Source organism: Pseudomonas fluorescens, assembly GCF_000967965.1.
Lineage (GTDB): Bacteria > Pseudomonadota > Gammaproteobacteria > Pseudomonadales > Pseudomonadaceae > Aquipseudomonas > Aquipseudomonas grandcourensis.
On record NZ_LACC01000025.1, the window covers coordinates 127,251 to 152,713 of the forward strand.

Annotated in this window: 23 protein-coding genes; 17 read left to right on the forward strand and 6 right to left on the reverse strand. The window is 60.7% G+C overall.

Going from position 1 to position 25,463, the window contains the following annotated elements:
• Positions 1–10: 10 nt before the first annotated feature.
• Entirely contained in the window at positions 11–1,012 is a 1,002-nt protein-coding gene (gene gap, locus VC35_RS20475; protein WP_046042246.1) for a type I glyceraldehyde-3-phosphate dehydrogenase, read from the reverse strand.
• 220 nt (positions 1,013–1,232) lie between these two features.
• Here gap and edd point away from each other — a divergent pair, with 220 nt between their 5' ends.
• From edd to VC35_RS20530, 11 genes are all read left to right on the forward strand, one after another.
• Positions 1,233–3,059 (forward strand): phosphogluconate dehydratase, encoded by a 1,827-nt coding sequence (gene edd, locus VC35_RS20480; RefSeq protein WP_046042247.1) that lies wholly within the window; start codon positions 1,233–1,235, stop codon positions 3,057–3,059.
• Complete coding sequence (locus VC35_RS20485; RefSeq protein ID WP_046042249.1) at positions 3,056–4,015, forward strand: glucokinase; 960 nt, start codon at positions 3,056–3,058, stop codon at positions 4,013–4,015. Before edd ends, VC35_RS20485 begins: the two co-directional genes overlap by 4 nt.
• 177 nt (positions 4,016–4,192) lie before the next feature.
• On the forward strand, positions 4,193–4,924 hold the full coding sequence (locus VC35_RS20490) for a response regulator (RefSeq protein ID WP_008050538.1): 732 nt from the start codon (positions 4,193–4,195) through the stop codon (positions 4,922–4,924).
• A gap of 31 nt (positions 4,925–4,955) precedes the next feature.
• Entirely contained in the window at positions 4,956–6,383 is a 1,428-nt protein-coding gene (locus VC35_RS20495) for an ATP-binding protein (RefSeq protein WP_221174494.1), read from the forward strand.
• A 220-nt stretch (positions 6,384–6,603) separates the two neighbouring features.
• A complete protein-coding gene (locus VC35_RS20500; protein WP_046042251.1) occupies positions 6,604–7,863 on the forward strand; it encodes a D-mannose isomerase in 1,260 nt (419 codons plus the stop codon).
• Positions 7,864–7,980: 117 nt separating this feature from the next.
• The gene (locus VC35_RS20505) at positions 7,981–9,279 is read left to right on the forward strand and encodes an ABC transporter substrate-binding protein (RefSeq protein ID WP_046042252.1); all 1,299 of its coding nucleotides are present in this window, start codon (positions 7,981–7,983) and stop codon (positions 9,277–9,279) included.
• Positions 9,280–9,383: 104 nt separating this feature from the next.
• The gene (locus VC35_RS20510) at positions 9,384–10,292 is read left to right on the forward strand and encodes a carbohydrate ABC transporter permease (RefSeq protein ID WP_008032969.1); all 909 of its coding nucleotides are present in this window, start codon (positions 9,384–9,386) and stop codon (positions 10,290–10,292) included.
• Positions 10,285–11,130 carry a carbohydrate ABC transporter permease gene (locus VC35_RS20515; protein WP_007995997.1) on the forward strand — a complete coding sequence of 282 codons (846 nt, stop codon included), beginning with the start codon at positions 10,285–10,287 and terminating at the stop codon, positions 11,128–11,130. The genes VC35_RS20510 and VC35_RS20515 overlap by 8 nt, the downstream gene beginning before the upstream one ends.
• Before the next feature lie 4 nt (positions 11,131–11,134).
• On the forward strand, positions 11,135–12,295 hold the full coding sequence (locus tag VC35_RS20520) for an ABC transporter ATP-binding protein (RefSeq protein WP_046042253.1): 1,161 nt from the start codon (positions 11,135–11,137) through the stop codon (positions 12,293–12,295).
• A gap of 264 nt (positions 12,296–12,559) precedes the next feature.
• Positions 12,560–13,906 carry a carbohydrate porin gene (locus tag VC35_RS20525; RefSeq protein WP_046042254.1) on the forward strand — a complete coding sequence of 449 codons (1,347 nt, stop codon included), beginning with the start codon at positions 12,560–12,562 and terminating at the stop codon, positions 13,904–13,906.
• Positions 13,907–14,019: 113 nt separating this feature from the next.
• Positions 14,020–14,874 carry a D-hexose-6-phosphate mutarotase gene (locus VC35_RS20530; RefSeq protein WP_046042255.1) on the forward strand — a complete coding sequence of 285 codons (855 nt, stop codon included), beginning with the start codon at positions 14,020–14,022 and terminating at the stop codon, positions 14,872–14,874.
• A gap of 144 nt (positions 14,875–15,018) precedes the next feature.
• Here VC35_RS20530 and VC35_RS20535 read toward each other — a convergent pair whose 3' ends face one another.
• Positions 15,019–15,879: a MurR/RpiR family transcriptional regulator gene (locus VC35_RS20535; RefSeq protein ID WP_177408821.1), complete on the reverse strand. Its 861-nt coding sequence runs from the start codon at positions 15,877–15,879 to the stop codon at positions 15,019–15,021.
• 226 nt (positions 15,880–16,105) lie between these two features.
• Between VC35_RS20535 and zwf the strand changes: the two genes are divergently transcribed.
• The 4 genes from zwf (at position 16,106) to VC35_RS20555 (ending at position 19,879) form a co-directional block, all read left to right on the forward strand.
• The gene (zwf, locus tag VC35_RS20540; protein ID WP_046042257.1) at positions 16,106–17,575 is read left to right on the forward strand and encodes a glucose-6-phosphate dehydrogenase; all 1,470 of its coding nucleotides are present in this window, start codon (positions 16,106–16,108) and stop codon (positions 17,573–17,575) included.
• Entirely contained in the window at positions 17,562–18,275 is a 714-nt protein-coding gene (pgl, locus tag VC35_RS20545; RefSeq protein ID WP_046042258.1) for a 6-phosphogluconolactonase, read from the forward strand. The genes zwf and pgl overlap by 14 nt, the downstream gene beginning before the upstream one ends.
• A gap of 17 nt (positions 18,276–18,292) precedes the next feature.
• Complete coding sequence (locus VC35_RS20550; protein ID WP_046042259.1) at positions 18,293–18,958, forward strand: bifunctional 4-hydroxy-2-oxoglutarate aldolase/2-dehydro-3-deoxy-phosphogluconate aldolase; 666 nt, start codon at positions 18,293–18,295, stop codon at positions 18,956–18,958.
• A 195-nt stretch (positions 18,959–19,153) separates the two neighbouring features.
• Complete coding sequence (locus tag VC35_RS20555; RefSeq protein WP_046042260.1) at positions 19,154–19,879, forward strand: intradiol ring-cleavage dioxygenase; 726 nt, start codon at positions 19,154–19,156, stop codon at positions 19,877–19,879.
• Positions 19,880–19,881: 2 nt separating this feature from the next.
• Here the strand turns inward: VC35_RS20555 and VC35_RS20560 are convergent, their stop codons facing one another.
• Both VC35_RS20560 and VC35_RS20565 read right to left on the reverse strand, forming a co-directional pair.
• Positions 19,882–21,063, reverse strand: a complete 1,182-nt coding sequence (locus VC35_RS20560) for an aminotransferase class V-fold PLP-dependent enzyme (RefSeq protein ID WP_046042261.1) — start codon at positions 21,061–21,063, stop codon at positions 19,882–19,884.
• Positions 21,064–21,082: 19 nt separating this feature from the next.
• Complete coding sequence (locus VC35_RS20565; protein WP_003227425.1) at positions 21,083–21,319, reverse strand: DUF3820 family protein; 237 nt, start codon at positions 21,317–21,319, stop codon at positions 21,083–21,085.
• Between the two features lie 203 nt (positions 21,320–21,522).
• On the opposite strand from VC35_RS20565, the gene VC35_RS20570 reads away from it, so the two are divergent.
• Entirely contained in the window at positions 21,523–21,990 is a 468-nt protein-coding gene (locus VC35_RS20570; protein ID WP_046042262.1) for a ferritin-like domain-containing protein, read from the forward strand.
• Between the two features lie 67 nt (positions 21,991–22,057).
• On the opposite strand, the gene VC35_RS20575 is transcribed toward VC35_RS20570, so the two are convergent.
• Together VC35_RS20575 and VC35_RS20580 are read right to left on the reverse strand one after the other, a co-directional pair.
• On the reverse strand, positions 22,058–22,528 hold the full coding sequence (locus tag VC35_RS20575) for a MaoC family dehydratase (RefSeq protein ID WP_007974451.1): 471 nt from the start codon (positions 22,526–22,528) through the stop codon (positions 22,058–22,060).
• Between the two features lie 42 nt (positions 22,529–22,570).
• Positions 22,571–23,515: an alpha/beta hydrolase gene (locus tag VC35_RS20580; RefSeq protein ID WP_046042263.1), complete on the reverse strand. Its 945-nt coding sequence runs from the start codon at positions 23,513–23,515 to the stop codon at positions 22,571–22,573.
• 245 nt (positions 23,516–23,760) lie between these two features.
• Between VC35_RS20580 and fadD2 the strand changes: the two genes are divergently transcribed.
• The gene (fadD2, locus tag VC35_RS20585; RefSeq protein ID WP_046042264.1) at positions 23,761–25,449 is read left to right on the forward strand and encodes a long-chain-fatty-acid--CoA ligase FadD2; all 1,689 of its coding nucleotides are present in this window, start codon (positions 23,761–23,763) and stop codon (positions 25,447–25,449) included.
• The last annotated feature ends 14 nt before the right edge of the window (positions 25,450–25,463 follow it).

Genomic DNA, 25,463 nt, shown 5'->3' on the forward strand with positions numbered 1-25,463 from the left:
TGCTCCGGGCTTATTCGGCGTTGCACAGCGCCAGGCAGTTATCGAGCATGCGGTTGGAGAAGCCCCATTCGTTGTCATACCACGCCAGCACCTTGAGCAGCTTTCCGCTGGACTTGGTGTGGTTGGCATCGAAAATCGACGACAGCGGGTTGTGGTTGAAGTCGCTGGAGACCAGCGGCAGGGTGTTGTAGCCAAGTATCTTCGAGTGCTGGCTGGCTTCTTTCATCAGCGCATTGACTTCCTCTGCGCTGGCTTCTTTTTTCAGATGCACCGTCAGGTCCACCAGCGACACGTTGATCACCGGTACGCGCACCGACATGCCGGTCAATTTGCCCGCCAGTTCCGGCAGCACCAGGCCGACGGCTTCGGCAGCACCGGTCTTGCTCGGGATCATGTTCTGTGTGGCCGAACGGGCGCGGTACGGATCGACGTGATAGACGTCGGTCAGGTGCTGATCGTTGGTGTAGGCGTGGATGGTGGTCATCAGGCCGCTTTCGATGCCCAGTTCGCGATGCAGCACCTGGGCCACCGGGGCCAGGCAGTTGGTGGTGCACGACGCATTGGAAATGATCTGATGCGACTGGCGCAGAATGTCGTGGTTCACCCCGTAAACGACGGTGGCGTCGGCGCCTTTGGCCGGAGCGGAGATAATCACTTTGCGCGCGCCCGCCGTAATATGCGCGGCGGCCTTGGCCCGGTCGGTGAACAGACCGGTGCATTCGAACACCACATCAATTTTTTCCGCGGCCCAGGGCAGGTCGGCCGGGTTGCGGATGGCGCTGACCGAAATGCGGTCGCCGTTGACCGTCAGGCTCTCCTGGTCGTGCTGGACATCGGCATCGAACGTGCCGTGAACGGTGTCGTACTTGAGCAGATGAGCATTGATCGCGCTGTCGCCAAGGTCGTTGATGGCGACGATCTGCAGATCCTGACGGTAGCCCTGGGTATAGAGTGCTCGCAGGACATTACGGCCGATGCGGCCAAAACCATTGATTGCGATTCGAAGAGTCATAGTGCGGCGCTACCGTCGTTTTGTTGTTGGAATTACAAGATTATTCGCAAAAAAATAGAAAACAAGCCTTTTTAATGGCAATATTTTGTTCAATCTACAACGAGTGACCTGAATCAACTGGTCCAACCGATCAAGAAAACCGTCTGTCATCCCATCGACACCGGCCTTTGATCAGCATAGACAATCAGGTCGCCACATCCGTTAGCCTGGAGTTCTACACATGCATCCCCGCGTCCTTGAGGTCACCGAACGGCTTATCGCCCGCAGCCGCGCCACGCGTGAGGCTTACCTTGCATTGATTCGCGGTGCAGCCAGCGACGGTCCGATGCGCGGCAAGCTGCAATGCGCCAACTTCGCCCATGGCGTGGCCGGTTGCGGCAGCGACGACAAGCACAGCCTGCGGATGATGAACTCCGCCAACATCGCGATAGTTTCGTCATATAACGACATGCTCTCGGCGCACCAGCCGTACGAAGTCTTTCCGGAGATGATCAAAAAGGCCCTGCGCGAGATCGGCTCCGTCGGCCAGTTCGCCGGTGGCACCCCGGCCATGTGCGATGGCGTGACCCAGGGCGAGCCGGGCATGGAACTGAGCCTGCCGAGCCGCGAAGTGATCGCTTTGTCCACGGCCGTGGCGCTGTCCCACAACATGTTCGACGGCGCACTGATGCTCGGCATCTGCGACAAGATCGTGCCGGGCCTGATGATGGGCGCGCTGCGCTTCGGCCATCTGCCGATGATCTTCGTGCCGGGCGGGCCGATGGTGTCGGGCATTTCCAACAAGCAGAAAGCCGACGTACGCCAGAAGTACGCCGAAGGCAAGGCGACCCGCGAAGAGCTGCTGGAATCGGAAATGAAGTCCTACCACAGCCCTGGCACCTGCACCTTCTACGGCACCGCCAACACCAACCAGCTGCTGATGGAAGTCATGGGCCTGCACCTGCCGGGCGCGTCCTTCGTCAACCCGAACACGCCGTTGCGCGATGCCTTGACCCGCGAAGCCGCGCACCAGGTCACACGTTTGACCAAGCAGAACGGCAACTACATCCCGATCGGCGAAATCGTCGACGAGCGTTCGCTGGTCAACTCGATTGTCGCGCTGCACGCCACAGGCGGCTCGACCAACCACACTCTGCACATGCCGGCCATCGCCATGGCGGCGGGCATTCAATTGACCTGGCAGGACATGGCCGACCTCTCCGAAGTCGTGCCGACCCTGAGCCACGTCTACCCGAACGGCAAGGCCGACATCAACCATTTCCAGGCCGCGGGCGGTATGTCGTTCCTGATTCGTGAACTGCTGGAAGCCGGGTTGCTCCACGAAAACGTCAACACCGTGATGGGCCACGGCCTGAGCCGCTACACCCAGGAGCCGTTCCTCGACAATGGCCAACTGGTCTGGCGCGAAGGCGTGACCGACAGCCTCGATGAAAGCATCCTGCGTCCGGTCGCCCGCGCGTTCTCGGCGGAAGGTGGCCTGCGGGTGATGGAAGGCAACCTCGGTCGTGGCGTGATGAAAGTCTCCGCCGTTGCCGTGGAAAACCAGATCGTCGAAGCGCCGGCCATGGTGTTCCAGGATCAGCAGGACCTGGCCGATGCGTTCAAGGCCGGTTTGCTGGAAAAGGATTTTGTCGCGGTGATGCGCTTCCAGGGCCCACGCTCCAACGGCATGCCGGAATTGCACAAGATGACGCCGTTCCTGGGCGTGCTGCAGGATCGCGGCTTCAAGGTGGCATTGGTCACTGACGGACGCATGTCCGGCGCGTCGGGGAAAATCCCGGCGGCCATTCATGTCAGTCCCGAAGCATATGTCGGCGGCGCTTTGGCGCGGGTCCAAGAGGGCGATATCATCCGCGTCGATGGCGTCAAAGGCACCCTGGAGCTTAAGGTGGACGCCGAAGAATTCGCAGCGCGCACTCCGGCCAAAGGCCTGTTGGGCAACAACATCGGCACCGGTCGCGAGCTGTTCGGTTTCATGCGCATGGCCTTCAGCTCGGCGGAGCAGGGCGCCAGCGCCTTCACTTCTGCCCTGGAGACGCTTAATTGAAACTGGCTTTGGTCGGTGACATCGGTGGGACCAACGCACGTTTCGCGTTGTGGAAAAACCAGCAACTGGAATCGGTCCAGGTGCTGGCAACGGCAGATTTCCCCAGCCCTATCGATGCGATCAGCCTCTACTTGAGCGGCCTGGGGTTGGCGCCGGGGGCAATCGGTTCGGTGTGCCTGTCGGTGGCAGGCCCGGTGAGTGGTGATGAATTCAAGTTCACCAACAATCACTGGCGCCTGAGCCGCAAGGGCTTTTGCCAGACCTTGCAGGTGGATCAGCTGTTGCTGGTCAACGACTTCTCGGCCATGGCCCTGGGCATGACCCGTTTGCAGCCCGGCGAATTCCGCGTGGTTTGCGAGGGCACGCCGGAGGCGCTGCGCCCGGCCGTGGTGATTGGCCCGGGCACCGGCCTGGGCGTCGGCACCTTGCTCGATCTGGGCGAGGGCCGTTTCGCCGCGTTGCCGGGGGAGGGCGGTCACGTCGACCTGCCATTGAGCAGTCCGCGTGAAACCCAACTCTGGCAGCACATCTTCAACGAAATTGGTCATGTCAGTGCAGAAACAGCCCTGAGCGGTGGCGGTTTGCCCCGCGTCTATCGGGCGATCTGTGCGGTGGACGGGCACACGCCGGTGCTCGACACACCGGAAGCGATTACCGCTGCCGGGCTGGCGGGCGACCCGATTGCCGTGGAAGTGCTTGAACAGTTCTGCTGTTGGCTCGGTCGCGTGGCCGGCAACAACGTGCTGACCACGGGTGGACGCGGTGGCGTGTACATCGTTGGCGGGGTGATTCCGCGGTTTGCCGATTTCTTCCTCGAAAGCGGTTTCGCCAGGTGTTTCGCCGACAAGGGCTGCATGAGCGATTACTTCAAAGGGATTCCGGTGTGGCTGGTGACGGCGCCGTATTCGGGGTTGATGGGTGCGGGTGTGGCGCTGGAGCAATCAATCCCCGCTTGAAATGCAATCAAAATGTAGGAGTGAGCCTGCTCGCGATGACGGTGTGTCAGTCGACAGAAATGTTGAATGTGAAATCGTCATCGCGAGCAGGCTCACTCCTACAGTGGTTTTGTGGTGTTTGTAAAATCGGTGCATAAGGCATAATCCGCCCAATTCAAACAACAAGGACGCCGCCCCGTGAGCTCAGTCAACAAGTCGATTTTGTTGGTCGATGACGATCAAGAGATACGCGAGTTGCTGGATACCTACCTGACCCGCGCCGGTTTCCAGGTACGTACCACGCCCGACGGTGCCGGCTTTCGCCAGGCGCTGAACGAGGCGCCGAGCGATCTGGTGATCCTTGATGTGATGCTGCCCGACGAAGACGGCTTCAGCCTGTGCCGCTGGATTCGCCAGCATCCGCGCCAGGCGCAGGTGCCGATCATCATGCTCACAGCCAGTTCCGACGAAGCCGACCGCGTCATCGGCCTGGAACTGGGCGCCGACGATTACCTCGGCAAGCCCTTCAGCCCACGGGAATTGCAGGCGCGGATCAAGGCGTTGCTGCGCCGCGCGCAGTTTGGTCAGGAGCGAAGTGGCGGTGAGGTGCTGGCCTTCGATGACTGGCGGCTGGACATGGTCAGCCATCGGCTGTTTCACATCGATGGCGAAGAGGTGATTCTCTCGGGCGCCGACTTTGCGCTGCTGAAGCTGTTCCTCGATCACCCGCAGGAAATCCTCGACCGCGACACCATCGGCAACGCCACCCGCGGCCGTGAACTGATGCCCCTGGATCGCATCGTCGACATGGCGGTCAGCCGGTTGCGCCAGCGCCTGCGCGACACCGAGAAACCGCCACGGCTGATCCGCACCGTTCGCGGCAGTGGCTACCAACTGGCAGCCAACGTGGTTGCCAGCAATGGTCACTGAGACTTTGCGCAAGCTCGCCGCCAAGGTGCCGATGCCGCGTTCGCTGCTTGGGCGGATGTTGTTGCTGACCTTGCTGGCGGTGTTGTTCGCCCAGACGTTGTCGAGCGTGATCTGGGTGTCGCAACTGCGCGCCACGCAGCTCGAGGGTCTGGTCACCAGCGCCCGCAGCCTGGCCCATTCAATGACCGCCAGCGTCAGCTATTTCCGTTCGTTGCCGGTGGCGTTTCGGCCCTTGGTGCTCGACCAGTTGCGCAGCATGGGCGGCACCCGGTTCGTGGTGACGTTAAACGACAAACCCTTGGGCATGGAAGTATTGCCCATCACCCCGCGCAAAGAGGCGGTGCTCAAGGCGGTGGACGAAGTGCTGCGCCAGTCCCTCGGCCAGGACACGGACATCTCGGTGACCTTCGTCAGCCCGGAAGACCTGCGCATCTTCAATGGCGGCCTGAAGCTTGATGAGTTGCCACGCTCCTGGGCGCACTACGCGCTGACCCTGGAGCCGGTGAATCCGCCGGTGCTGGTCACGCAGATCCAGATGGCGCCGGGCGAATGGCTGTACATCGCCTCGCTGTTGCCCGAGCCCTACACCAGTCTTGAGGAGCAGGGCCTGCCGGCGCAGCAGGTGTGGTTTATTGTCCTGACCAGCAGCTTTTTGCTGTTGTTCATCGGCCTGCTGGTGCACTGGCAGAGTCGTCCGCTCAAGCGCCTGGCGCGGGCGGCGCGGGATCTGTCGCTGGGGGCTGACGTGGAGCCGGTCGCCGAAGGCGGGGGCAGCGAAGTGGTCGAGGTCGGCCGCGCCTTCAACACCATGCGCGAGCGCATCAGCCGTTACCTGACCGAGCGCAGCCAGTTGTTCAGCGCCATTTCCCACGACCTGCGCACGCCGATCACCCGCCTGCGCCTGCGGGTTGAATTGCTCGAAGACGAAACACTGCAAGCCAAGTTCGGGCGCGATCTGGACGAGCTCGAATTGCTGGTCAAGGGCGCGCTGCAATGCGTCAAAGACACCGACATCCACGAGAACATCGAGCCAGTGGACCTCAACCATGTGCTCGACTGTCTGGTGGAACCCTATCTCGCGCCGAACGGCAACGGTCGCGTAACCCAGCAGGGGCGGGCGCTGGCGGCGTACCCGGGCAAACCGCTGGCGCTCAAGCGCTGCATCGGCAACCTTATCGACAATGCATTGAAGTACGGGCAGAACGCGCACCTGCACATCGATGACGACGAAAGCGCGTTCATCCTGCATGTCGATGATGAAGGGCCGGGCGTGCCGGAGCAGCGTCTGGAGCAGGTGTTCGAACCGCACTTCCGCCTGGCCGGGCAACAGCAGGGCTATGGCTTGGGGCTGGGGATTGCCCGCAACATTGCCCATAGCCATGGTGGTGAGGTCAGCTTGCAGAATTTGCGTGAGGGCGGGTTGCGGGTGACCCTGCAGTTGCCCCGCTCAATGGATTGACACCGACCCAGTGGCGAGGGAGCTTGCTCCCGCTGGACTGCGCAGCAGTCCCTCTTTTGGGGGCGTTTCGCACCCCAGCGGGAGCAAGATCCCTCGCCACAAACATCACTCACTATACAAATGTCACAGCTCGGTGACATAACCCACCCCCTTCGTTACATGCCTACCTTCCCCCGTTGTTTATGCTGCCCCACAGTCATAACAACAAAAAAGGTACGCCATGGACACCTTCCAACCGGCCTTCAGCAGTTGGCTGAACGCACCTGCCCATCAGCAATGGCTCGCCACCGAAGGCGTGCGCCTGCTGGCCTTCGCCAAGGCTTCGAAACTGCCTGAAGGCTTCGGCAACCTCGATGAAACAGGCCGCCTCGCGGCTGATGCGCAAGCCCAAACCATGAACACCGCGCGCATGACCCACAGCTTCGCCATGGCCCACATTCAGGGTTTACCGGGTTTTGCCGAACTGGTCGATCACGGCGTTGCCGCCCTGCGCGGGCCGTTGCGCGACGCGCTGCATGGCGGCTGGTTCGCGGCCGCCGAACATCGCGACGGCAATACCGGCAAGAACGCCTACCTGCATGCCTTCGTTGCGCTGGCTGCGAGCTCCGCGGTGGTCGCGCAGCGCCCCGGTGCGCAAGCCTTGCTCGATGATGCCATCGATATCATCGACACTTACTTCTGGAGCGAAGAAGAAGGTGCGATGCGCGAATCCTTCAATCGCGACTGGAGCGAAGAGGAGGCGTACCGGGGTGCCAACAGCAACATGCACGCCACCGAAGCCTTCCTCGCCCTGGCCGATGTCACCGATGACAACCGCTGGCTGAGTCGCGCGCAACGGATTGTCGAGCGCGTAATCCATGGTCACGCCGCCGCCAACGATTATCTGGTGATCGAGCATTTCGACCGCGGCTGGCAACCGCTGCGCGAGTACAACCGCGAAAATCCAGCCGACGGCTTCCGCCCCTACGGCACCACTCCGGGCCATGGTTTCGAGTGGGCGCGGCTGTTGTTGCACCTCGAAGCGTCGCGGGTGAAGGCCGGGATGCTCACGCCTGGCTGGCTGGTCACCGATGCGCAAAAACTGTTCGAGCACAATTGCCTCCACGGCTGGGACGTCGATGGGGCGCCGGGCATTGTCTACACCCTGGACTGGGACAACAAAGCGGTGGTCCGCCATCGCCTGCACTGGACCCATTGCGAAGCCAGCGCCGCCGCCAGTGCCTTGCTCAGGCGCACCGGGGAAGTGCAATACGAACACTGGTACCGACTATTCTGGGAGTTCTGTGACAGTCATTTCATCGACCGTTGCGATGGCAGTTGGCATCACGAACTCGACCCGCTGAACCGCCCGAGTGCCGATATCTGGCCAGGCAAGCCTGACCTTTACCACGCCTGGCAAGCCGTGCTGATTCCGCGCCTGGCGCTGGCGCCGAGCATGGCCACGGCGCTGGCGCAGTTGTCCCAGAGCGGTTCTATGTAACCATGCGGTGACATTCGCGCATCCCTTCGTTACCTGCGAGGGGATATCCCCTGTTTAGAATCCTATGCAGCGCAAGCAACAGACTTGCATGCATAACAACAAGAAAGGTGCTCCTAGATGAATGCGATTTCTCGCCTCGCTACTGTCATTTCTCTCGCTTCCCTGTCTGCACTCCCTCTCAGTGTCCTGGCCGCCGAATCCAAAGGTTCCGTTGAAGTCGTTCACTGGTGGACTTCCGGTGGTGAAAAAGCAGCGGTCGATGTCCTGAAGGCTCAAGTCGAAAAAGACGGCTTCACCTGGAAGGATGGCGCAGTCGCCGGCGGTGGCGGTTCCACGGCCATGACCGTACTCAAGAGTCGCGCCGTGGCCGGCAACCCGCCGGGCGTTGCACAGATCAAGGGTCCGGACATCCAGGAGTGGGGCAGCACTGGCCTGCTCAGCACCGACGCGTTGAAAGAAGTATCCAAGTCCGAAAACTGGGATGGCCTGCTGTCGAAGAAAGTCTCCGACACCGTGAAGTACGAAGGTGACTACGTCGCCGTGCCGGTGAACATCCACCGCGTCAACTGGCTGTGGATCAACCCGCAAGTGTTCAAGAAAGCCGGGATCGAAAAAGCCCCGACTACCCTCGAAGAATTCTATGCCGCCGGCGACAAGCTCAAGGCCGCCGGCTTCATCGCGCTCGCCCACGGCGGTCAGCCTTGGCAGGACAGCACCGTGTTCGAAGACGTAGTGCTCTCGGTCATGGGCGCTGACGGTTACAAGAAAGCCCTGGTCGACCTGGACCAGAAAACCCTGTCCGGCCCGGAGATGACCCAGTCGTTCGCCGAGCTGAAAAAGATCACCGGCTACATGGACCCGAACCGCGCCGGTCGTGACTGGAACATCGCCGCCGCCGACGTCATCAATGGCAAGGCCGGTATGCAGATGATGGGCGACTGGGCAAAAAGCGAGTGGACGGCGGCGAAGAAGGTCGCGGGCAAGGACTACCAGTGCGTAGCGTTCCCGGGCACTGAAAAAGCCTTTACCTACAACATCGACTCCCTGGCGGTGTTCAAGCTCAAGGCCGATCGCAAGGGCGACATCGCTGCCCAGCAAGACCTGGCCAAGGTCGCCTTGGGTACCGATTTCCAGAAAGTCTTCAGCATGAACAAGGGTTCGATCCCGGTGCGTAACGACATGCTGAACGAAATGGACAAGCTCGGCTTCGACGAGTGCGCCCAGAAGTCGGCGAAGGACTTCATCGCGGACGACAAGACCGGCGACCTGCAACCGAGCATGGCGCACAACATGGCCACTTCCCTGGCGGTGCAAGGCGCGATCTTCGACGTGGTCACCAACTTCATGAACGACAAGGATGCTGACCCGGCCAAGGCCAGCGCCCAACTGGCCTCGGCTGTCAAAGCGGCCCAGTAATCCCTTGGCATTTACCTGAGTGAGTTCCCCCTTGTAGGCGCGAGCAGGCTCGCTCCTACAAGGGATCGCACTCCGATCCTTACATCTAAACCTGGATTATCCCGATGAGCTCTGTGGCGGTTTTCAGCAAAGCCTCACCGTTCGATGCGCTGCAACGCTGGCTACCCAAGTTGGTACTCGCGCCGAGCATGCTGATCGTGTTGGTTGGTTTCTACGGTTACATCATCTGGACGTTCATTCTGTCCTTCACCAACTCCAGCTTCATGCCGAGCTACAAGTGGGTCGGTCTGCAGCAATACATGCGCCTGATGGACAACGACCGCTGGTGGGTCGCGAGCAAGAACCTCGCGCTGTTCGGCGGCATGTTCATCGGCATCAGCCTGGTGCTGGGTGTGTTCCTCGCCGTGCTGCTGGATCAGCGCATTCGCAAGGAAGGCTTCATCCGCACCGTCTACCTGTACCCGATGGCGCTGTCGATGATCGTCACCGGTACCGCGTGGAAATGGTTGCTCAACCCAGGCCTGGGCCTGGACAAGATGCTGCGTGACTGGGGCTGGGAAGGCTTCCGTCTCGACTGGCTGGTAGATCAGGATCGCGTGGTGTACTGCCTGGTGATCGCCGCCGTATGGCAGGCCTCCGGGTTTGTTATGGCAATGTTCCTCGCCGGCCTGCGCGGTGTCGATCAATCGATCATCCGTGCCGCACAAGTCGACGGCGCAAGCCTGCCGACCATCTACCTGAAGATCGTCCTGCCAAGCCTGCGCCCGGTGTTCTTCAGTGCCTTCATGATCCTGGCGCACATCGCGATCAAGAGCTTCGACCTGGTCGCGGCGATGACCGCGGGTGGTCCGGGTTACTCCTCCGACCTGCCGGCGATGTTCATGTATTCCTTCACCTTCAGCCGTGGCCAGATGGGCATCGGTTCGGCCAGCGCCATGCTGATGCTCGGCGCCGTGCTGACCATCCTCGTGCCGTACCTGTACTCCGAGCTGCGAGGCAAACGCCATGACTAATCAACTCGGCAAACCAGCCTTGAGCTTCAGCCGCATCGCTATCTACGCAACTCTGTTGCTGGCGGCAGCGGTGTACCTGATCCCGCTGGTGGTGATGCTGCTGACCAGTTTCAAATCCCCGGAAGACATCCGTACCGGCAACCTGTTGAGCTGGCCGACCGTGATCGACGGCATTGGCTGGATCAAGGCCTGGGACGTGGTCGGCGGCTACTTCTGGAACTCGGTGAAAATCACCGTGCCGGCGGTGCTGATTTCCACGTTTATTGGTGCGATGAACGGCTACGTGCTGTCGATGTGGCGCTTCCGTGGTTCGCAACTGTTCTTCGGCCTGCTGCTGTTCGGCTGCTTCCTGCCGTTCCAGACCGTGCTGCTGCCGGCCTCGTTCACCCTCGGCAAGTTCGGCCTGGCCAACACCACCACCGGCCTGGTGCTGGTGCACGTGGTCTACGGCCTGGCGTTCACCACGCTGTTCTTCCGCAACTACTACGTGAGCATTCCGGATGCGCTGGTCAAGGCCGCAAGGCTTGATGGCGCGGGCTTCTTCACGATCTTCCTGAAGATCCTGCTGCCGATGTCGATCCCGATCGTGATGGTCTGCCTGATCTGGCAGTTCACCCAGATCTGGAACGACTTCCTGTTCGGCGTGGTGTTCGCCAGTGGCGACGCCCAGCCAATTACCGTGGCCCTGAACAACCTGGTCAACACCAGCACCGGGGCCAAGGAATACAACGTTGATATGGCCGCCGCGATGATCGCCGGGTTGCCGACACTGCTGGTCTACATATTCGCTGGCAAGTATTTCCTGCGTGGGCTGACGTCCGGCGCGGTCAAGGGGTAGAAACATGGCAACTCTCGAACTACGCAACGTCAACAAGACCTACGGCCCCGGCTTGCCGGACACCCTGAAAAACATCGAACTGAAGATCGATGACGGTGAGTTCCTGATCCTGGTCGGCCCGTCGGGCTGCGGCAAGTCGACCTTGATGAACTGCATCGCCGGCCTGGAAACCATCAGCGGCGGCGCGATCCTGGTGGACGACGCCGACATCAGCGGCATGAGCCCCAAGGATCGTGACATCGCCATGGTGTTCCAGTCCTACGCGCTGTACCCGACCATGAGCGTGCGCGACAACATCGCGTTCGGCCTGAAGATCCGCAAAATGCCGACCGCCGAAATCGACGAAGAAGTCGCTCGGGTTTCCAAGCTGTTGCAGATCGAACACCTGCTCAGCCGCAAGCCCGGTCAGCTCTCCGGTGGCCAGCAACAGCGCGTGGCGATGGGCCGTGCCCTGGCGCGGCGGCCGAAGATTTATCTGTTCGACGAACCGCTGTCCAACCTCGACGCCAAGCTGCGGGTCGAGATGCGCACCGAAATGAAACTGATGCACCAGCGCCTGAAAACCACCACGGTCTACGTGACCCACGACCAGATCGAAGCCATGACCCTGGGCGACAAAGTGGCGGTGATGAAGGACGGGATCATCCAGCAGTTCGGTACGCCGAAGGACATCTACAACAACCCGGCCAACCTGTTCGTGGCGAGCTTCATCGGTTCGCCGCCGATGAACTTCATCCCGCTGCGTCTGCAGCGCAAGGATGGTCGTTTGCTGGCGCTGCTCGACAGCGGCCAGGCCCGTTGCGAGTTGCCGCTGGGCATGCAGGACGCCGGTCTCGAAGATCGCGAAGTGATTCTCGGCATGCGCCCTGAGCAGATCATCCTGGCCAACGGCGAAGCGAACGGTTTGCCGACCATTCGCGCTGAAGTCCAGGTCACCGAACCGACCGGGCCCGACACCCTGGTCTTCGTCAACCTCAACGACACCAAGGTCTGCTGCCGCCTGGCACCGGACGTGGCGCCAGCGGTGGGCGAGACCCTGACCCTGCAATTCGACCCGGCGAAAGTGCTGCTGTTCGATGCCAAGAGTGGGGAGCGTTTGGGCGTTGCTGGCGTGCCGAAAGCCGAGGCGCATGCTGACAACGTGGCCCAATTCAAAGGCCGCTGAAGAACAAATGTGGGCGCGAGCTTTTGTGACGAGGGGGCTTGCCCCGTTGGGGTGCGAAGCGCCCCTGAAACCTGTCACTGCGATTCCGAGTCGGAAAATGGTGATTGTTTTTTACGACTGCTTCGCAGTCGAACGGGGGCAAGCCCCCTCGCCACAAAAGCCACTCCCACAGGGGGATCAGTGATGCGCGGCCTGTCGCGTGTCGCAACCGTTGTAACCGCGTTAAAGAAGAAAAGTTAATAACAATAAAACGAGGAAGTAGGGATGAAGATGAAGAACAAGGCCCGGTTGATCTGCCAGGTTTCAGCAGCGGCAGCACTGGTACTGGCCGGCAATGCGATGGCCGATGAAGCGTTCAGCTCCGATTCCAAGTGGATGACGGGCGATTGGGGTGGCGAGCGTACCAAGCTGATCGAGCAAGGCATCGACATCAAGATGGACTACGTCGGTGAAGTCGGCGGCAACCTGCATGGCGGTTTCAACGATGACAAGACCGCGCGCTACGCCGACCAGTTTGGCCTGGGCGCGGCGCTGGACCTGGAGAAACTGTTCGGCTGGGATAACACCCAGGCCAAGATCCAGCTAACCAACCGTAACGGTGAGAACATCTCCAACGACCGTATCGGCGACCCGCGTGCCGGCACCTTGAGTTCCTCCCAGGAAGTCTTCGGTCGTGGACACATGGTCCGTCTGACCCAGTTGTGGATTCAGCATCAGTTCCTCGACAACAAACTGGACGTCAAAGCCGGTTACTTCGGTGAAGGTGAAGACTTCAACACCTTCCCGTGCGAATTCCAGAACCTGGCGTTCTGCGGATCCCAGGTGGGTAACTGGGCCACCAACATCTGGTACAACTGGCCGGTCAGCCAGGCGGCGATCCGCGTGAAGTACAACATCAATGACGAGCTCTACGCTCAGATTGGCGCGTACAACCAGAACACGTCGCAACTGGAGCACGGTAACGGCTTCAAGCTCAGCGGCAGCGGCACCAATGGCACCGTCCTGCCAGTCGAGCTGGTCTGGTCGCCGAAGGTCAACAGCCTGCCGGGCGAATACCGTGTCGGTTACTACAAAAGTACCGCCCCTGCCGACGATGTTCTCGAGGACGACAACGGCCAGAACGCCGCGACCACCGGCAACCCTTATCGCGTCCACGATAGCAAGCACGGCTACTGGTTCGTCGCGCAGCAGCAACTGACCAGCCACAATGGCGACGCGTCCCGTGGTCTGAACATCGCGGCCAACGCTACGTTCCACGACAAGGACACCAACTTCATCGACAACTACCAGTCGCTGATGTTTGTGTACAAGGGCCCGTTCGACGCGCGTCCGAAGGATGACGTGGGCATCGGTTTCGCCCGTATCCATGTCAACGATGACGTGAAGAAAAACGCCGAGCTGACCAACGCGGCCAATGGTGTTTCGGAATACGAAAATCCGCTGTTCTCGCCGATTCGTGAAACCGAATACAACTACGAGATCAACTACGGCTTCCACGTGACCAACTGGCTGACCGTACGCCCCAACCTGCAATACGTCACGCACCCGGGTGGTGTGGATGAAGTCGACAACGCGCTGGTGGCCGGCCTGAAAATTCAGTCGGTGTTCTAACGCGTCTGCGATAAGCTTCTCTCCATGTGCGCATATTTGCGGACAGCCATGGCTGTCCGCTTTTTTTTGCGGGCCGCGCACCCCGGTGACAGTTGATTTCAGGACCGTGGCACATGCTTGAGCATCCGCTACAACGCTTCTTCAAATCCTTGCGCGAGCGATCCGTGTTTGCGTGGGAGCGCTATCAGATGCGCGACGTGCTGGTGATCGACCATCCGCTGTGTCAGGCGGTGTTCAGTCGTCAGGGCGCGCAGTTGTTGCACTTCCAGCCCAAGGGCCAGAAACCCTGGCTGTGGTGCGCGGCGAAGTGGCCGCAGGTCGGCGCCATTCGTGGCGGCGTGCCGGTGTGTTGGCCCTGGTATGGCCGGCATCCGAGCGAAAACGCCTGGCCGTCCCATGGCTGGGCGCGGTTGCTCGACTGGAAGCTGCTCGACAGCAACAGTGACGACGATGGCGTGCGATTGCATTGGCAACTGAAGTTGTGCGACTGGCAGGTGGACCTGCATGCGCACCTGGGTGAACGCATGGAACTGCGCCTGAGCACCGAGCATCAGGACGACATGCCGTGCCAGTTGAGCCAGGCTTTGCATGCTTACTGGCGTATTGGCGATGTCAGTGAGGTAGCGCTGTCTGGGCTCGAGGGCGCGCAGGGTTACGACCAGTTGAGCCGGCAGGTTTGTCAGCAGGAAGGCGAATTGCGCGTGGACGGCGGATGCCAGCGGGTGTTCCAGCACGATGGCGAATTGCAGTTGAACGACCATGCCTGGGACCGGGCGTTGTGCATTGATACCGGGGATACGGCAGACACGGTGGTGTGGCATCCCGGTTCACGTCCGTTGCTCGGCGTGACCTGGAACGAGATATCCGAATTTGTCTGTGTGGAAGCGGCGAGCGGCGGTACCGACAGCCTGTGCCTGAAGCCTGGGGAGCGGGCGCATTTGAGTTTGCAGGCGCGGGTGGGGGTTTAGTTCTGGATCTTGTGGTGTCTGTGCGGGCCCCTTCGCGGGCAAGCCCGCTCCCACAGTGAGCGCGTCGAACACAAAACCTTCGACAACCGCTGTACCTGTGGGAGCGGGCTTGCCCGCGAAGAGGCCAGAGCCGGCAATAGAGATCTAGTTGAACTCATCCCCAACCGGATACCGGCTGGCATTCAAGCTCTCCTTGATCTTGCGCAAATGCGGCTGGAAATCCACGCCCCGGCGCAAGGTCATGCCGGTGGCGAGTACATCCAGCACGGTCAGCTGGATGATCCGCGACGTCATCGGCATGTAGATGTCGGTGTCTTCCGGCAGCGGGATGTTCAGGCTCAGGGTGCTGGCCTTGGCCAGTGGCGAGTTCTCGGCGGTCAGGCCAAGCACCGAGGCGCCGTTTTCCCGGGCGATGCGCGCCACTTCCACCAGTTCGCGGGTGCGACCGGTGTAGGAAATGATCACGAACAACTCGCCTGTATGGGCCACCGAGGCAATCATGCGCTGCATCAGCACATCCGCGTGGGCCGTGACGGCTAGGTTGAAACGGAAGAACTTGTGCTGCGCATCCAGTGCCACCGGGGCCGAGGCGCCGAGGCCGAAGAAGTGGATCTGCCGCGCCTGGATCAGCAGGTCGACGGCGCGGCTGATCAGGTTCGGGTCCAGTGCCTGGCAGGCGCTGTCCAGCGAGGCGATGGCGCTGCCGAAGATCTTCTGGGTGTAGGCCTCCGGATTGTCGTCGGCTTCCACCGCACGGCTGACATAAGCGGCGCCACTGGCCAGGCTCTGGGCCAGTTGCAGCTTGAGCTCGGGGTAGCCGCTGACGCCGAACGAACGGCAGAAACGGTTGACCGTCGGTTCGCTGACCGAAGCGGCCTGGGCGAGGGCGGCGATGCTGAAGCGGGTGGCCTGCTGCGGGTTGAGCAGGATCACCTCGGCGACTTTGCGTTCGGCCTTGTTCAGGTCTTCAAGGCGATTCTGGATTTGCTCCAGTAAATTTCGCACGCGGTCCATATAAGTATCCTTTACACCTGCGCCAACAAGCGCGCGGCTAATGCAAAAAGGGCCTTTGGTGAGGCCCGTAACGGTGGCCTATCCTACTGATGGCTCCGACCGACCACCACTCGGAATCTGTATTTTGCGAAAATGTTGTGGTTATTACTACATTTTCCCTTGAGTGATGCCTTGAAAAAAGGTATTTGTAGCTTAACTTGATAAAAGAACAAACATCATGCTCTCGATTACGGTTGAACCGTGCACCTTTGCCTTGTTCGGCGCCCTTGGCGACCTGGCCTTGCGCAAGCTGTTTCCTGCCCTTTATCAACTCGACGGCGCCGGCCTGTTGCACGAGGACACGCGGATCATCGCGCTGGCCCGTGAGCCGGGCAGCGAGCAGGAACACTTGGCGTTCATCACCTCCGAGCTGCGCCGCTATGTCGGTGCCAAAGAGCTGGACGAAGCCGTGGTCGAGCGCTTTCTGGCGCGCCTGAGCTACCTGCACGTCGACTTCCTCAACACCGAAGATTATGTGGCCCTGGCCGAATCCGCCGGCAGTTCGCAGCGGGTCATCGCCTACTTTGCGACCCCGGCCGCCGTGTATGGCGCGATTTGCGAGAACCTGGCCAAGGTCGGCCTGGCACAAAACACCCGTGTGGTGCTGGAAAAGCCCATCGGTTCGGACCTGGAGTCCTCGCGCAAGGTCAACGACGCCGTGGCGCAGTTCTTCCCGGAGAACCGCACCTACCGCATCGACCACTATCTGGGCAAAGAGACCGTCCAGAACCTGATCGCCCTGCGTTTCGCCAACAGCCTGTTCGAAACCCAGTGGAACCAGAACTACATCTCCCACGTGGAAATCACCGTGGCCGAGAAGGTCGGTATCGAAGGCCGCTGGGGTTACTTCGACAAGGCCGGCCAGCTGCGGGACATGATCCAGAATCACCTGCTGCAACTGCTCTGCCTGATCGCCATGGACCCGCCGGCCGACTTGTCCGCCGACAGCATCCGCGACGAGAAGGTCAAAGTGCTCAAGGCCCTGGCGCCGATCAGCCCGGAAGGCCTGACCACTCAAGTGGTGCGCGGCCAGTACATCGCCGGCTACAGCGAAGGCAAAGCGGTACCGGGGTACCTGGAAGAACCCAATTCCAACACCCAGAGCGACACCGAAACCTTTGTCGCCCTGCGTGCCGACATCCGCAACTGGCGCTGGGCCGGCGTGCCGTTTTACCTGCGTACCGGCAAGCGCATGCCGCAGAAGCTGTCGCAGATCGTCATCCACTTCAAGGAACCGTCGCACTACATCTTCGCTCCCGAGCAGCGCCTGCAAATCAGCAACAAACTGATTATCCGCCTGCAGCCGGACGAAGGCATTTCCTTGCGTGTCATGACCAAAGATCAAGGCCTGGACAAGGGCATGCAACTGCGTAGCGGTCCGTTGCAACTGAATTTTTCCGACACCTGGAGCAGCGCACGGATTCCCGATGCCTACGAGCGGTTGTTGCTGGAAGTGATGCGCGGCAATCAGAACCTGTTTGTCCGTAAAGATGAAATCGAAGCCGCGTGGAAGTGGTGTGACCAGTTGATCGCCGGGTGGAAAAAATCCGGTGATGCGCCCAAGCCGTACGCGGCTGGGTCCTGGGGGCCGATGAGCTCCATTGCTCTGATCACGCGGGACGGGAGGTCGTGGTATGGCGATATCTGATTTGAAACTGCCGCAGGGCGTCAGCGCCCATGCATACAAGAGCCCAGTGCTGCTGGCTGAAAGCCTGGCACTGAACGTGGCGAAACAACTGAGCGACGCGATCGACGCCCAGGGCACTGCGACCCTGGTGGTTTCCGGTGGCCGCAGCCCGGTGGCATTTTTCCAGCACCTGGCCAAGCAGACGCTGGACTGGTCGAACGTGGTGATCAGCCTGGCCGACGAGCGCTGGGTGCCGGTCGAACACGCCGACAGCAACGCCGGCCTGATCAAGCGTTACCTGCTGCAAGGCCCGGCGGCCAAGGCGCAGTTCCTCAGCCTGTACAGCGCCAGTGCCAACCTGGAGCAGGCGGCCGAGCAGGCCGACCGTTTGCTGTCGGAGTTGCCGGTGATCGACATGCTGATCCTCGGCATGGGCGATGACGGCCACACCGCGTCGCTGTTCCCCAACAGCCCGAACCTTGCCGAGGCATTGCAGGCCGATGGCGTTCGTCGCTGCTGGCCGATGCTGGCGCCGACCGTGCCGCATCAGCGCCTGACCATGAGCCGCGCGCTGCTGGCCTCGGCCAAACACAAGGTTCTATCGATTTCCGGTCAGTCCAAGCTGACCACCCTGAGTACCGCACTGGCCGGCGACGATGTCGCCGCAATGCCGATTCGCGCGTTTCTGCAACCCACGTTAGAGATTTACTGGTGCCCATGAGCCAAGGAACAGCCGCTATGACAAACCCATCCCCGACCGTTTCCATGGCGGACAAAGTTGCCCTGATCGACAGCATCTGCGCGAAAGCGCGGATCCTGCCGGTGATCACCATCGCCCGCGAGCAAGACGTTTTGCCGCTGGCCGACGCCCTTGCGGCCGGTGGCCTGACAGCCCTGGAAGTGACCCTGCGTTCGCAATTCGGCCTCAAGGCCATTCAGATTCTGCGCGAGCAGCGTCCGGAACTGGTGACCGGCGCCGGCACCGTGCTGGATCGCCACATGTTGGCGGCGGCGGAAGCGGCGGGCTCGCAATTCATCGTCACCCCGGGTATCACCCGCGACCTGCTGGAAGCCAGCGTCGCCAGCCCGACTCCACTGTTGCCGGGCATCAGCAATGCCTCGGGCATCATGGAAGGCTACGGCCTGGGTTATCGCCGCTTCAAGCTGTTCCCGGCTGAAGTCAGCGGCGGCGTCGCGGCCATCAAGGCTTTGGGCGGTCCGTTCGGCGAAGTGAAATTCTGCCCGACCGGCGGCGTGGGACCTGCCAACATCAAGAGCTACATGGCGTTGAAAAACGTCATGTGCGTGGGCGGTAGCTGGATGCTTGATCCGGAGTGGATCAAGAATGGCGACTGGGCCCGCATTCAGGAATGCACCGCCGAGGCCTTGGCGCTGCTGGACTGATCGCTTCACCCTACACCTCGTTGTGTGTTCTACGGCTTTACGGTGCGCTTGGTCGGTGCACCGTTTTTTTTTGCCCGGAACAAACAGGTACGACTCGAAACCTGTGGGAGCGGGGACATCATGCGATACATAGTTACCACATGACGAAAATCGACCGGTGCTAGCCTGCGTTCATCTTATGGAAGAGAGAACGTCATGGACGCTACCACCTCAGTTGCACCCCCGGCACCGCTTTACCTGCTATCCCCCGAACAAATCGCCGGCCCGTATTTCCGCAACCCCAAACTGATCCGCAGAAACATCAGCGAAGGCGCCGAAGGCGTTCCGTTGGTGTTGCGGTTGACCATTGTCGATGCCATGACCGGCGAGCCGGTCCCCGATGCGCTGGTGGATATCTGGCACTGCAATGCCCGCGGTGCCTATTCGGGCTGGAGCAAGATCAACCCGGACGTCGAGGTCGATACCGGTGACATCGGCGCCGTCCCGCGCACCGATGACGATACCTACCTGCGCGGCGGGCAGTTCACCGACAAGTCGGGCACCGTGCGTTTCACCACGATCTATCCGGGTTTTTACGCCGGCCGCGCCTTGCACATTCACGTCGCGGTGCGCATCACGGCCGGCAACAACTATCTGCAAGAGCGGCATGTCGCCTGGGTCGGGCAGCTTTACCTGCCTGAAGTGGCCTCGCGCTCGGTACTCGGCAGCCGCGCGTACAGCGGCCGAACCGTGCCGGCCCTGACCAACGATCAGGACTTTTTCTATACAACCATGGGCGGTGAAGAATCGACCTTGAACGTGCACACCCTGGGGCGGGATTCGGCTGAAGACGGCTACTTCGGGCAGATGACCATCGGCATCGACACGTTCGCCGTGTCGACACAGATCAAGCCCGAGGACTTTGACAAGTACACCGTCTGAGGTCAGCCCAGTTCGGTCAGTGCCCTGGCCAGCACATCCATGTCGGCCGCCGTTGTGGTTAGCCCCGGTGTAATGCGGATGCACGGACCACACGCCGCGCCGCTGCGGGTCACGGTGAACAGGTTGTACTCATTGAGCAGGCGCTCGACCATGGCTTGCTGGTCGGCATGCCGGGTAAAGCGCAACGAGGTGATTCCGCAATACAGGCGCGGGTCATCCGGGGTCAGGACTTCTACGCCCGGCAACGGCCGCGCCGCACTGACCCAGCGGTTGCGCAGATAATTGAGCCGCGCGCCTTTGGCCGCGGCTCCCCCCATCGCCCAATGTTCTTCGAGCACCAGCGGCAGAGTCAGCAGCGCCGGGATGTTGGGGGTGCTGTACGGGGTACGGGCGCGAATGTCAGTGGGTGGAAAATGCATTTCACCCATGTCCGGATCGATGTCGGCCAGGCGTTCGGGGGCGATGTAGATAAAGCCGAGGGTCAGCGGTGCACCGATCCACTTGTGCAGATTGAAGCCGGCGAAAGCGATACCGAGTTCGGTCAGGTCAAATTCGAGTTGGCCGAGGGCATGGGCGCCGTCGAGGATGACATCGATGCCATGTTCCTTCGCAGCCGCCGCAATCGCCTGCACCGGCATCACCAGGCCCGTGCGATGGGTGACGTGGGTCAGGGCCATCAGCTTCAGCCGCGGATGTCGCGCGAAGGCTTCCCGATAGGTATTGAGCAGGCCGTCGAAGGTTGCCGGGTGTGCGTGTTCGATCTCGATCACTTCGACACCACGATTACGCGCCAGCCAGCGCATGGCGCCCTTGACCGTGTCGTATTCCAGATCGCAAATCAGTACCTGATCACCGGGCTGCAACCGGTTGTAGTTGCGGATCAGCGACTGCAAACCTTCCGAGGCGTTACGGGTCAGGGCGATGCTTTCAGCGGGTACGCCAATCAACCTGGCCAGTTGCGCGCGGATCTTCAGGCTGTCGCCCTGTTCGAAACGCTGGCGCACGTACACCGAATTGCTGCGGTTGATCAGTTCGATGTTGCGCTGGTATTCCTCGACCACCGTGCGCGACATGCGTCCGAAGTAACCGTTCTCCAGGTTGAGCGGGCCGGGTTCGACATCGTAGCGGTCGGCAAAGGTTTGCCAGAAGGCTTCATCACGGGCGCGGCGGGTGTTGTCGGGCATGGGGGACTCGTCAGGTGATTCAGTGGCGCGGGGCAGGTTTACCGTGTTTGGCGCGCAGCGGTTCGAGCAAGTCCGACAAACCGTTGTGGTCGATTTCCTGCATCAGGGCCAGCAGGCCACCCAACTCGCCATGGGGGAAACCCTCCCGGGCGAACCAGTTCAGGTAAGGGCCGGGCAGGTCGGCAATGATTCGACCCTTGTACTTGCCGAAGGGCATTTCGCGGGTGATCAACAGTTCGAGCTTTTCAGGGTTCATCAATCGGTCGTCTTGATTCAGTCAGTCTGGAAAATACAGGCATTCTGCATGCAGGCCAAATGACAGATCATGCAAATAAAACGGATACAGATTTTCTGATAATGGATAACGGTTTGAAAAATAAGGAATAAACAAACAGTTCCGGGCTGGCATGCAGGGTGCACTACTCATTGCATCTTTCATCAACCGAGAGGAACTGAAAAATGACCGACATGAAAAAAGAAGCGATTTCTGTACTCAACGACCTGATTGAAACCAGCAAGGACGGTCAGGCCGGGTTCAAGACTTGCGCTGAAGACATCAAGCACCCGGAACTCAAAACCCTGTTCATCAAGCGTTCGACCGATTGTGGGACGGCCGCTGCGGAGCTGCAGTCTGCCGTGCGTTCGATGGGGGGCGATCCGCAAACCTCCACCAGTGTCAGCGGCGACCTGCACCGTCGTTGGGTCGACGTGAAATCGATGTTCACCGGCAAGGGCGAGGAAGCGGTACTCAATGAAGCCGAGCGCGGTGAAGACCATGCGTTGAAGGCTTACCGGGACGCCATGGAGAAAATCAACAAGCACAACCTGGTGGGCATTCGCGACTTGGTTGAGCGTCAGTACCACGGCGCGCAGCGTAACCACGACCAGGTAAAAGCCCTGCGTAACCAGGCGCGTGCACGTTCGTAAGCCAAGCTGAAACAACTGTGGGAGCGAGCAAGCCCGCTCCCACAGTTGTTTGTTTTTGACCCGTCAATCAGCCGATGCTGATTGCCGGCAGCTCGGTCAACGTCACGCTCTGTTGCTTGCGTGGCGCGAGGATTTCCGCCTCACCGTCCACCACCAGTTCATCGCGCTGGTTGAACACGCGAGTGGCAATGCGCACGCGAAACTTCGGCAGTTTTTCCAGGATTTCCAGGCGCACGGTCAGGGTGTCGCCGATCTTCACCGGTTTCTGAAAGCTCATTTGCTGGCCGATGTAGATAGTCCCCGGGCCAGGCAATTCGCAGGCGACCGCTGCGCTGATCAACGCGCCGCTGAACATGCCGTGGGCGATGCGCTCCTTGAACATGGTGCTGGCGGCGTATTCGGCATCCAGGTGTACCGGGTTGTGGTCGCCGGACATCGCAGCGAACAACTGGATGTCGCGCTCTTCGACCGTCTTGCTGAAACTGGCGGTCTGGCCGACTTCGAGGGCTTCGTAAGGGGTGTTGGTAACCTGGGTCATCTGTCTCAATTCCTGTGACGAATTAAAAAATTCACAAAAAAACTATTCGGACCGGTGCGGCCGAGGAGCGCTCAAGGCCTGTGCGATCCAGTTCAGCACATCGGCGATGATTTCATCGCGGTTGCTCTCATTGAACAGTTCGTGCCGCGCCTGCGGGTAAACGGTCAGTTGCAGGTGCCGGCTGCCGGCCGCTCGCAGCGCGTCGGCCAGATCCTTGAGACGCTTGCCTTCGCTCACCGGATCACATTCGCCGCCAATCACCAGCAGCGGCAGGCCCGGGTCGATCTGGGCGAGATTGGACGCTTTGCTGATTTGCTGCAAGCCGCCGAGCAAATCGATCCACAGTTGGTTGGTGCAACGGAAACCGCAGAGCGGGTCGTTGACGTACAGATCGACCTGCGCCGGATCACGGCTGAGCCAGTCGAACGGCGTGCGTGCCGGTTTGAATTTGTTGTTGAACGAGCCGAACGACAGCCATTCGATCAAAGCGCTGCGTCCTTTGCGGCCTTGGCGCAGGCGTTCGAAACGGGCGATTTGCCGTGCCGCGCGATAAAGCGCCACAGGCTGGAAGTTCGAGCCGCTGAGGATTGCCCCGTGCAGGCTGGCACTGTGGTGCAGCAGATAGGCCTGGGCGATGTAACTGCCCATGCTGTGACCGAGCAGTACGATCGGGATACCAGGGTGCTGCTGGCCGATGTGCTGGTTGAGGCTGGCCAGGTCGCTGACGACCTTGCACCAGCCATCGTCATCGGCGAAATGTCCGAGTGTCCCGTTTTCGGCAGTTTTGCCATGTCCACGCAGGTCCGGCGCGCATACGCCATAGCCCTGGTCACAGAGTTTTTCCGCCAGGGGGCCATAGCGGCCGCTGTGTTCGGCCATGCCGTGGGCCAGCAGAATCATTGCCTTGAGGCTGCCGTCGGGGAGCCACTGATTGACGAAGAGGCGGCTGTGGTCGCTCGTGGTCAGCCAGAAAGTGTCATGGATCATGGCGGTTCCTTTGCATGAGGCTGCCTGGTTGGAAACAGCTCGTTGCAGTTTATAGCGCATCCTTGGCTGGGCGTCTGATCAGCCTACGCCACGGCGAGTAGATTCATACGGTCAATGACGGCCGTGGGCATATTTGCCTGCTACGTCATAACTGCTAGTGTCCGTGAAGCTCCGCTTTTTGCATTTTTTTTGAAAAGTGACAGAAAAGTGGCCCCGGATAGATTCAGGTAAAGAGGACAACAACAATGCAACCTGATTTCTGGAATGACAAACGCCCGGCCGGCGTCCCGCTGGATATCGATCTGGGAGCCTACAAGTCGGTGATCGAGGTGTTCGAGCGTTCCTGCAAGAAGTTTGCTGACCGCCCTGCGTTCAGCAACATGGGCGTGACCCTGACCTACGCCGAACTGGAACGCCAGAGCGCTGCCTTCGCCGGCTACCTGCAAGCCCACACCGACCTGGTGCCGGGTGACCGCATTGCGGTGCAGATGCCCAACGTCCTGCATTACCCGATTGCCGTGTTCGGTGCCTTGCGCGCCGGATTGATCGTGGTCAACACCAACCCGTTGTACACCGCGCGGGAAATGCGCCACCAGTTCAAGGACTCCGGTGCCCGGGCGCTGGTGTACCTGAACATGTTCGGCCAGAAAGTCCAGGAAGTGCTGCCCGACACCGATATCCAGTACCTGATCGAAGCGAAGATGGGCGACCTGATGCCCACCGCCAAGGGGTGGCTGGTCAACACGGTGGTGAGCAAGGTCAAGAAAATGGTTCCGGACTACTCCTTGCCCCAGGCCGTTTCCTTCAAGAGTGCGCTGCGCATGGGCCGTGGCCTGGGTATCAAGCCGCTGAAGGTCGGCCTCGACGACATCGCCGTGCTGCAATACACCGGCGGCACCACCGGTCTGGCCAAGGGCGCGATGCTGACCCACGGCAACCTGGTGGCGAACATGCAACAGGCACGGGCCTGCCTCAGCCAGTCGGCCAGCGACGGTCAGCCGCTGCTGCGCGAAGGTCAGGAGGTGATGATCGCGCCGCTGCCGCTGTACCACATCTATGCCTTCACAGCGAACTGCATGTGCATGATGGTGACGGGCAATCACAACGTGCTGATCACCAACCCACGGGACATCGCCGGCTTCATCAAGGAACTGAAGAACTGGCGGTTCTCGGCGCTGCTGGGGCTAAACACGCTGTTCGTCGCGCTGATGGATCACCCGGACTTCAAGACCCTGGACTTCTCCAGCCTCAAGCTCACCAACTCCGGCGGCACCGCGCTGGTCAAGGCCACCGCCGAGCGTTGGGAACAACTGACCGGTTGCCGCATCACCGAAGGTTACGGCCTGACCGAAACTTCGCCGGTGGCCTGCACCAACCCCTACGGCGATCAATCGCGGATCGGTACGGTCGGCATGCCGGTACCGGGCACCACGCTGAAAGTCATCAGCGATGACGGCGTCGAACAACCTTTGGGTGAGCGCGGCGAGCTATGCATCAAGGGCCCGCAGATCATGAAGGGCTACTGGCAGAAACCTGATGCCACGGCCGAGGTGCTGGATGCCGAGGGCTGGTTCAAGTCCGGTGACATTGCGGTGATCGACCCGGACGGTTTCGTGCGCATCGTTGACCGCAAGAAGGACATGATCATTGTCTCGGGTTTCAACGTGTACCCGAACGAGATCGAAGACATCGTGATGGCTCACCCTAAAGTCGCCAACTGTGCGGTCATCGGTGTGCCAGATGAGCGGTCGGGAGAGGCGGTGAAGTTGTTCGTGGTGGCCCGAGAAGCGGGCGTCAGCCTTGAAGAGCTGAAGGCTTACTGCAAGGAGAACTTCACGGCGTACAAAGTACCGAAGCACATCGTACTGCGCGAATCATTGCCGATGACGCCGGTGGGCAAGATTTTGCGGCGGGAGTTGCGTGATATCGCCTGATCGGTGAATGGCCG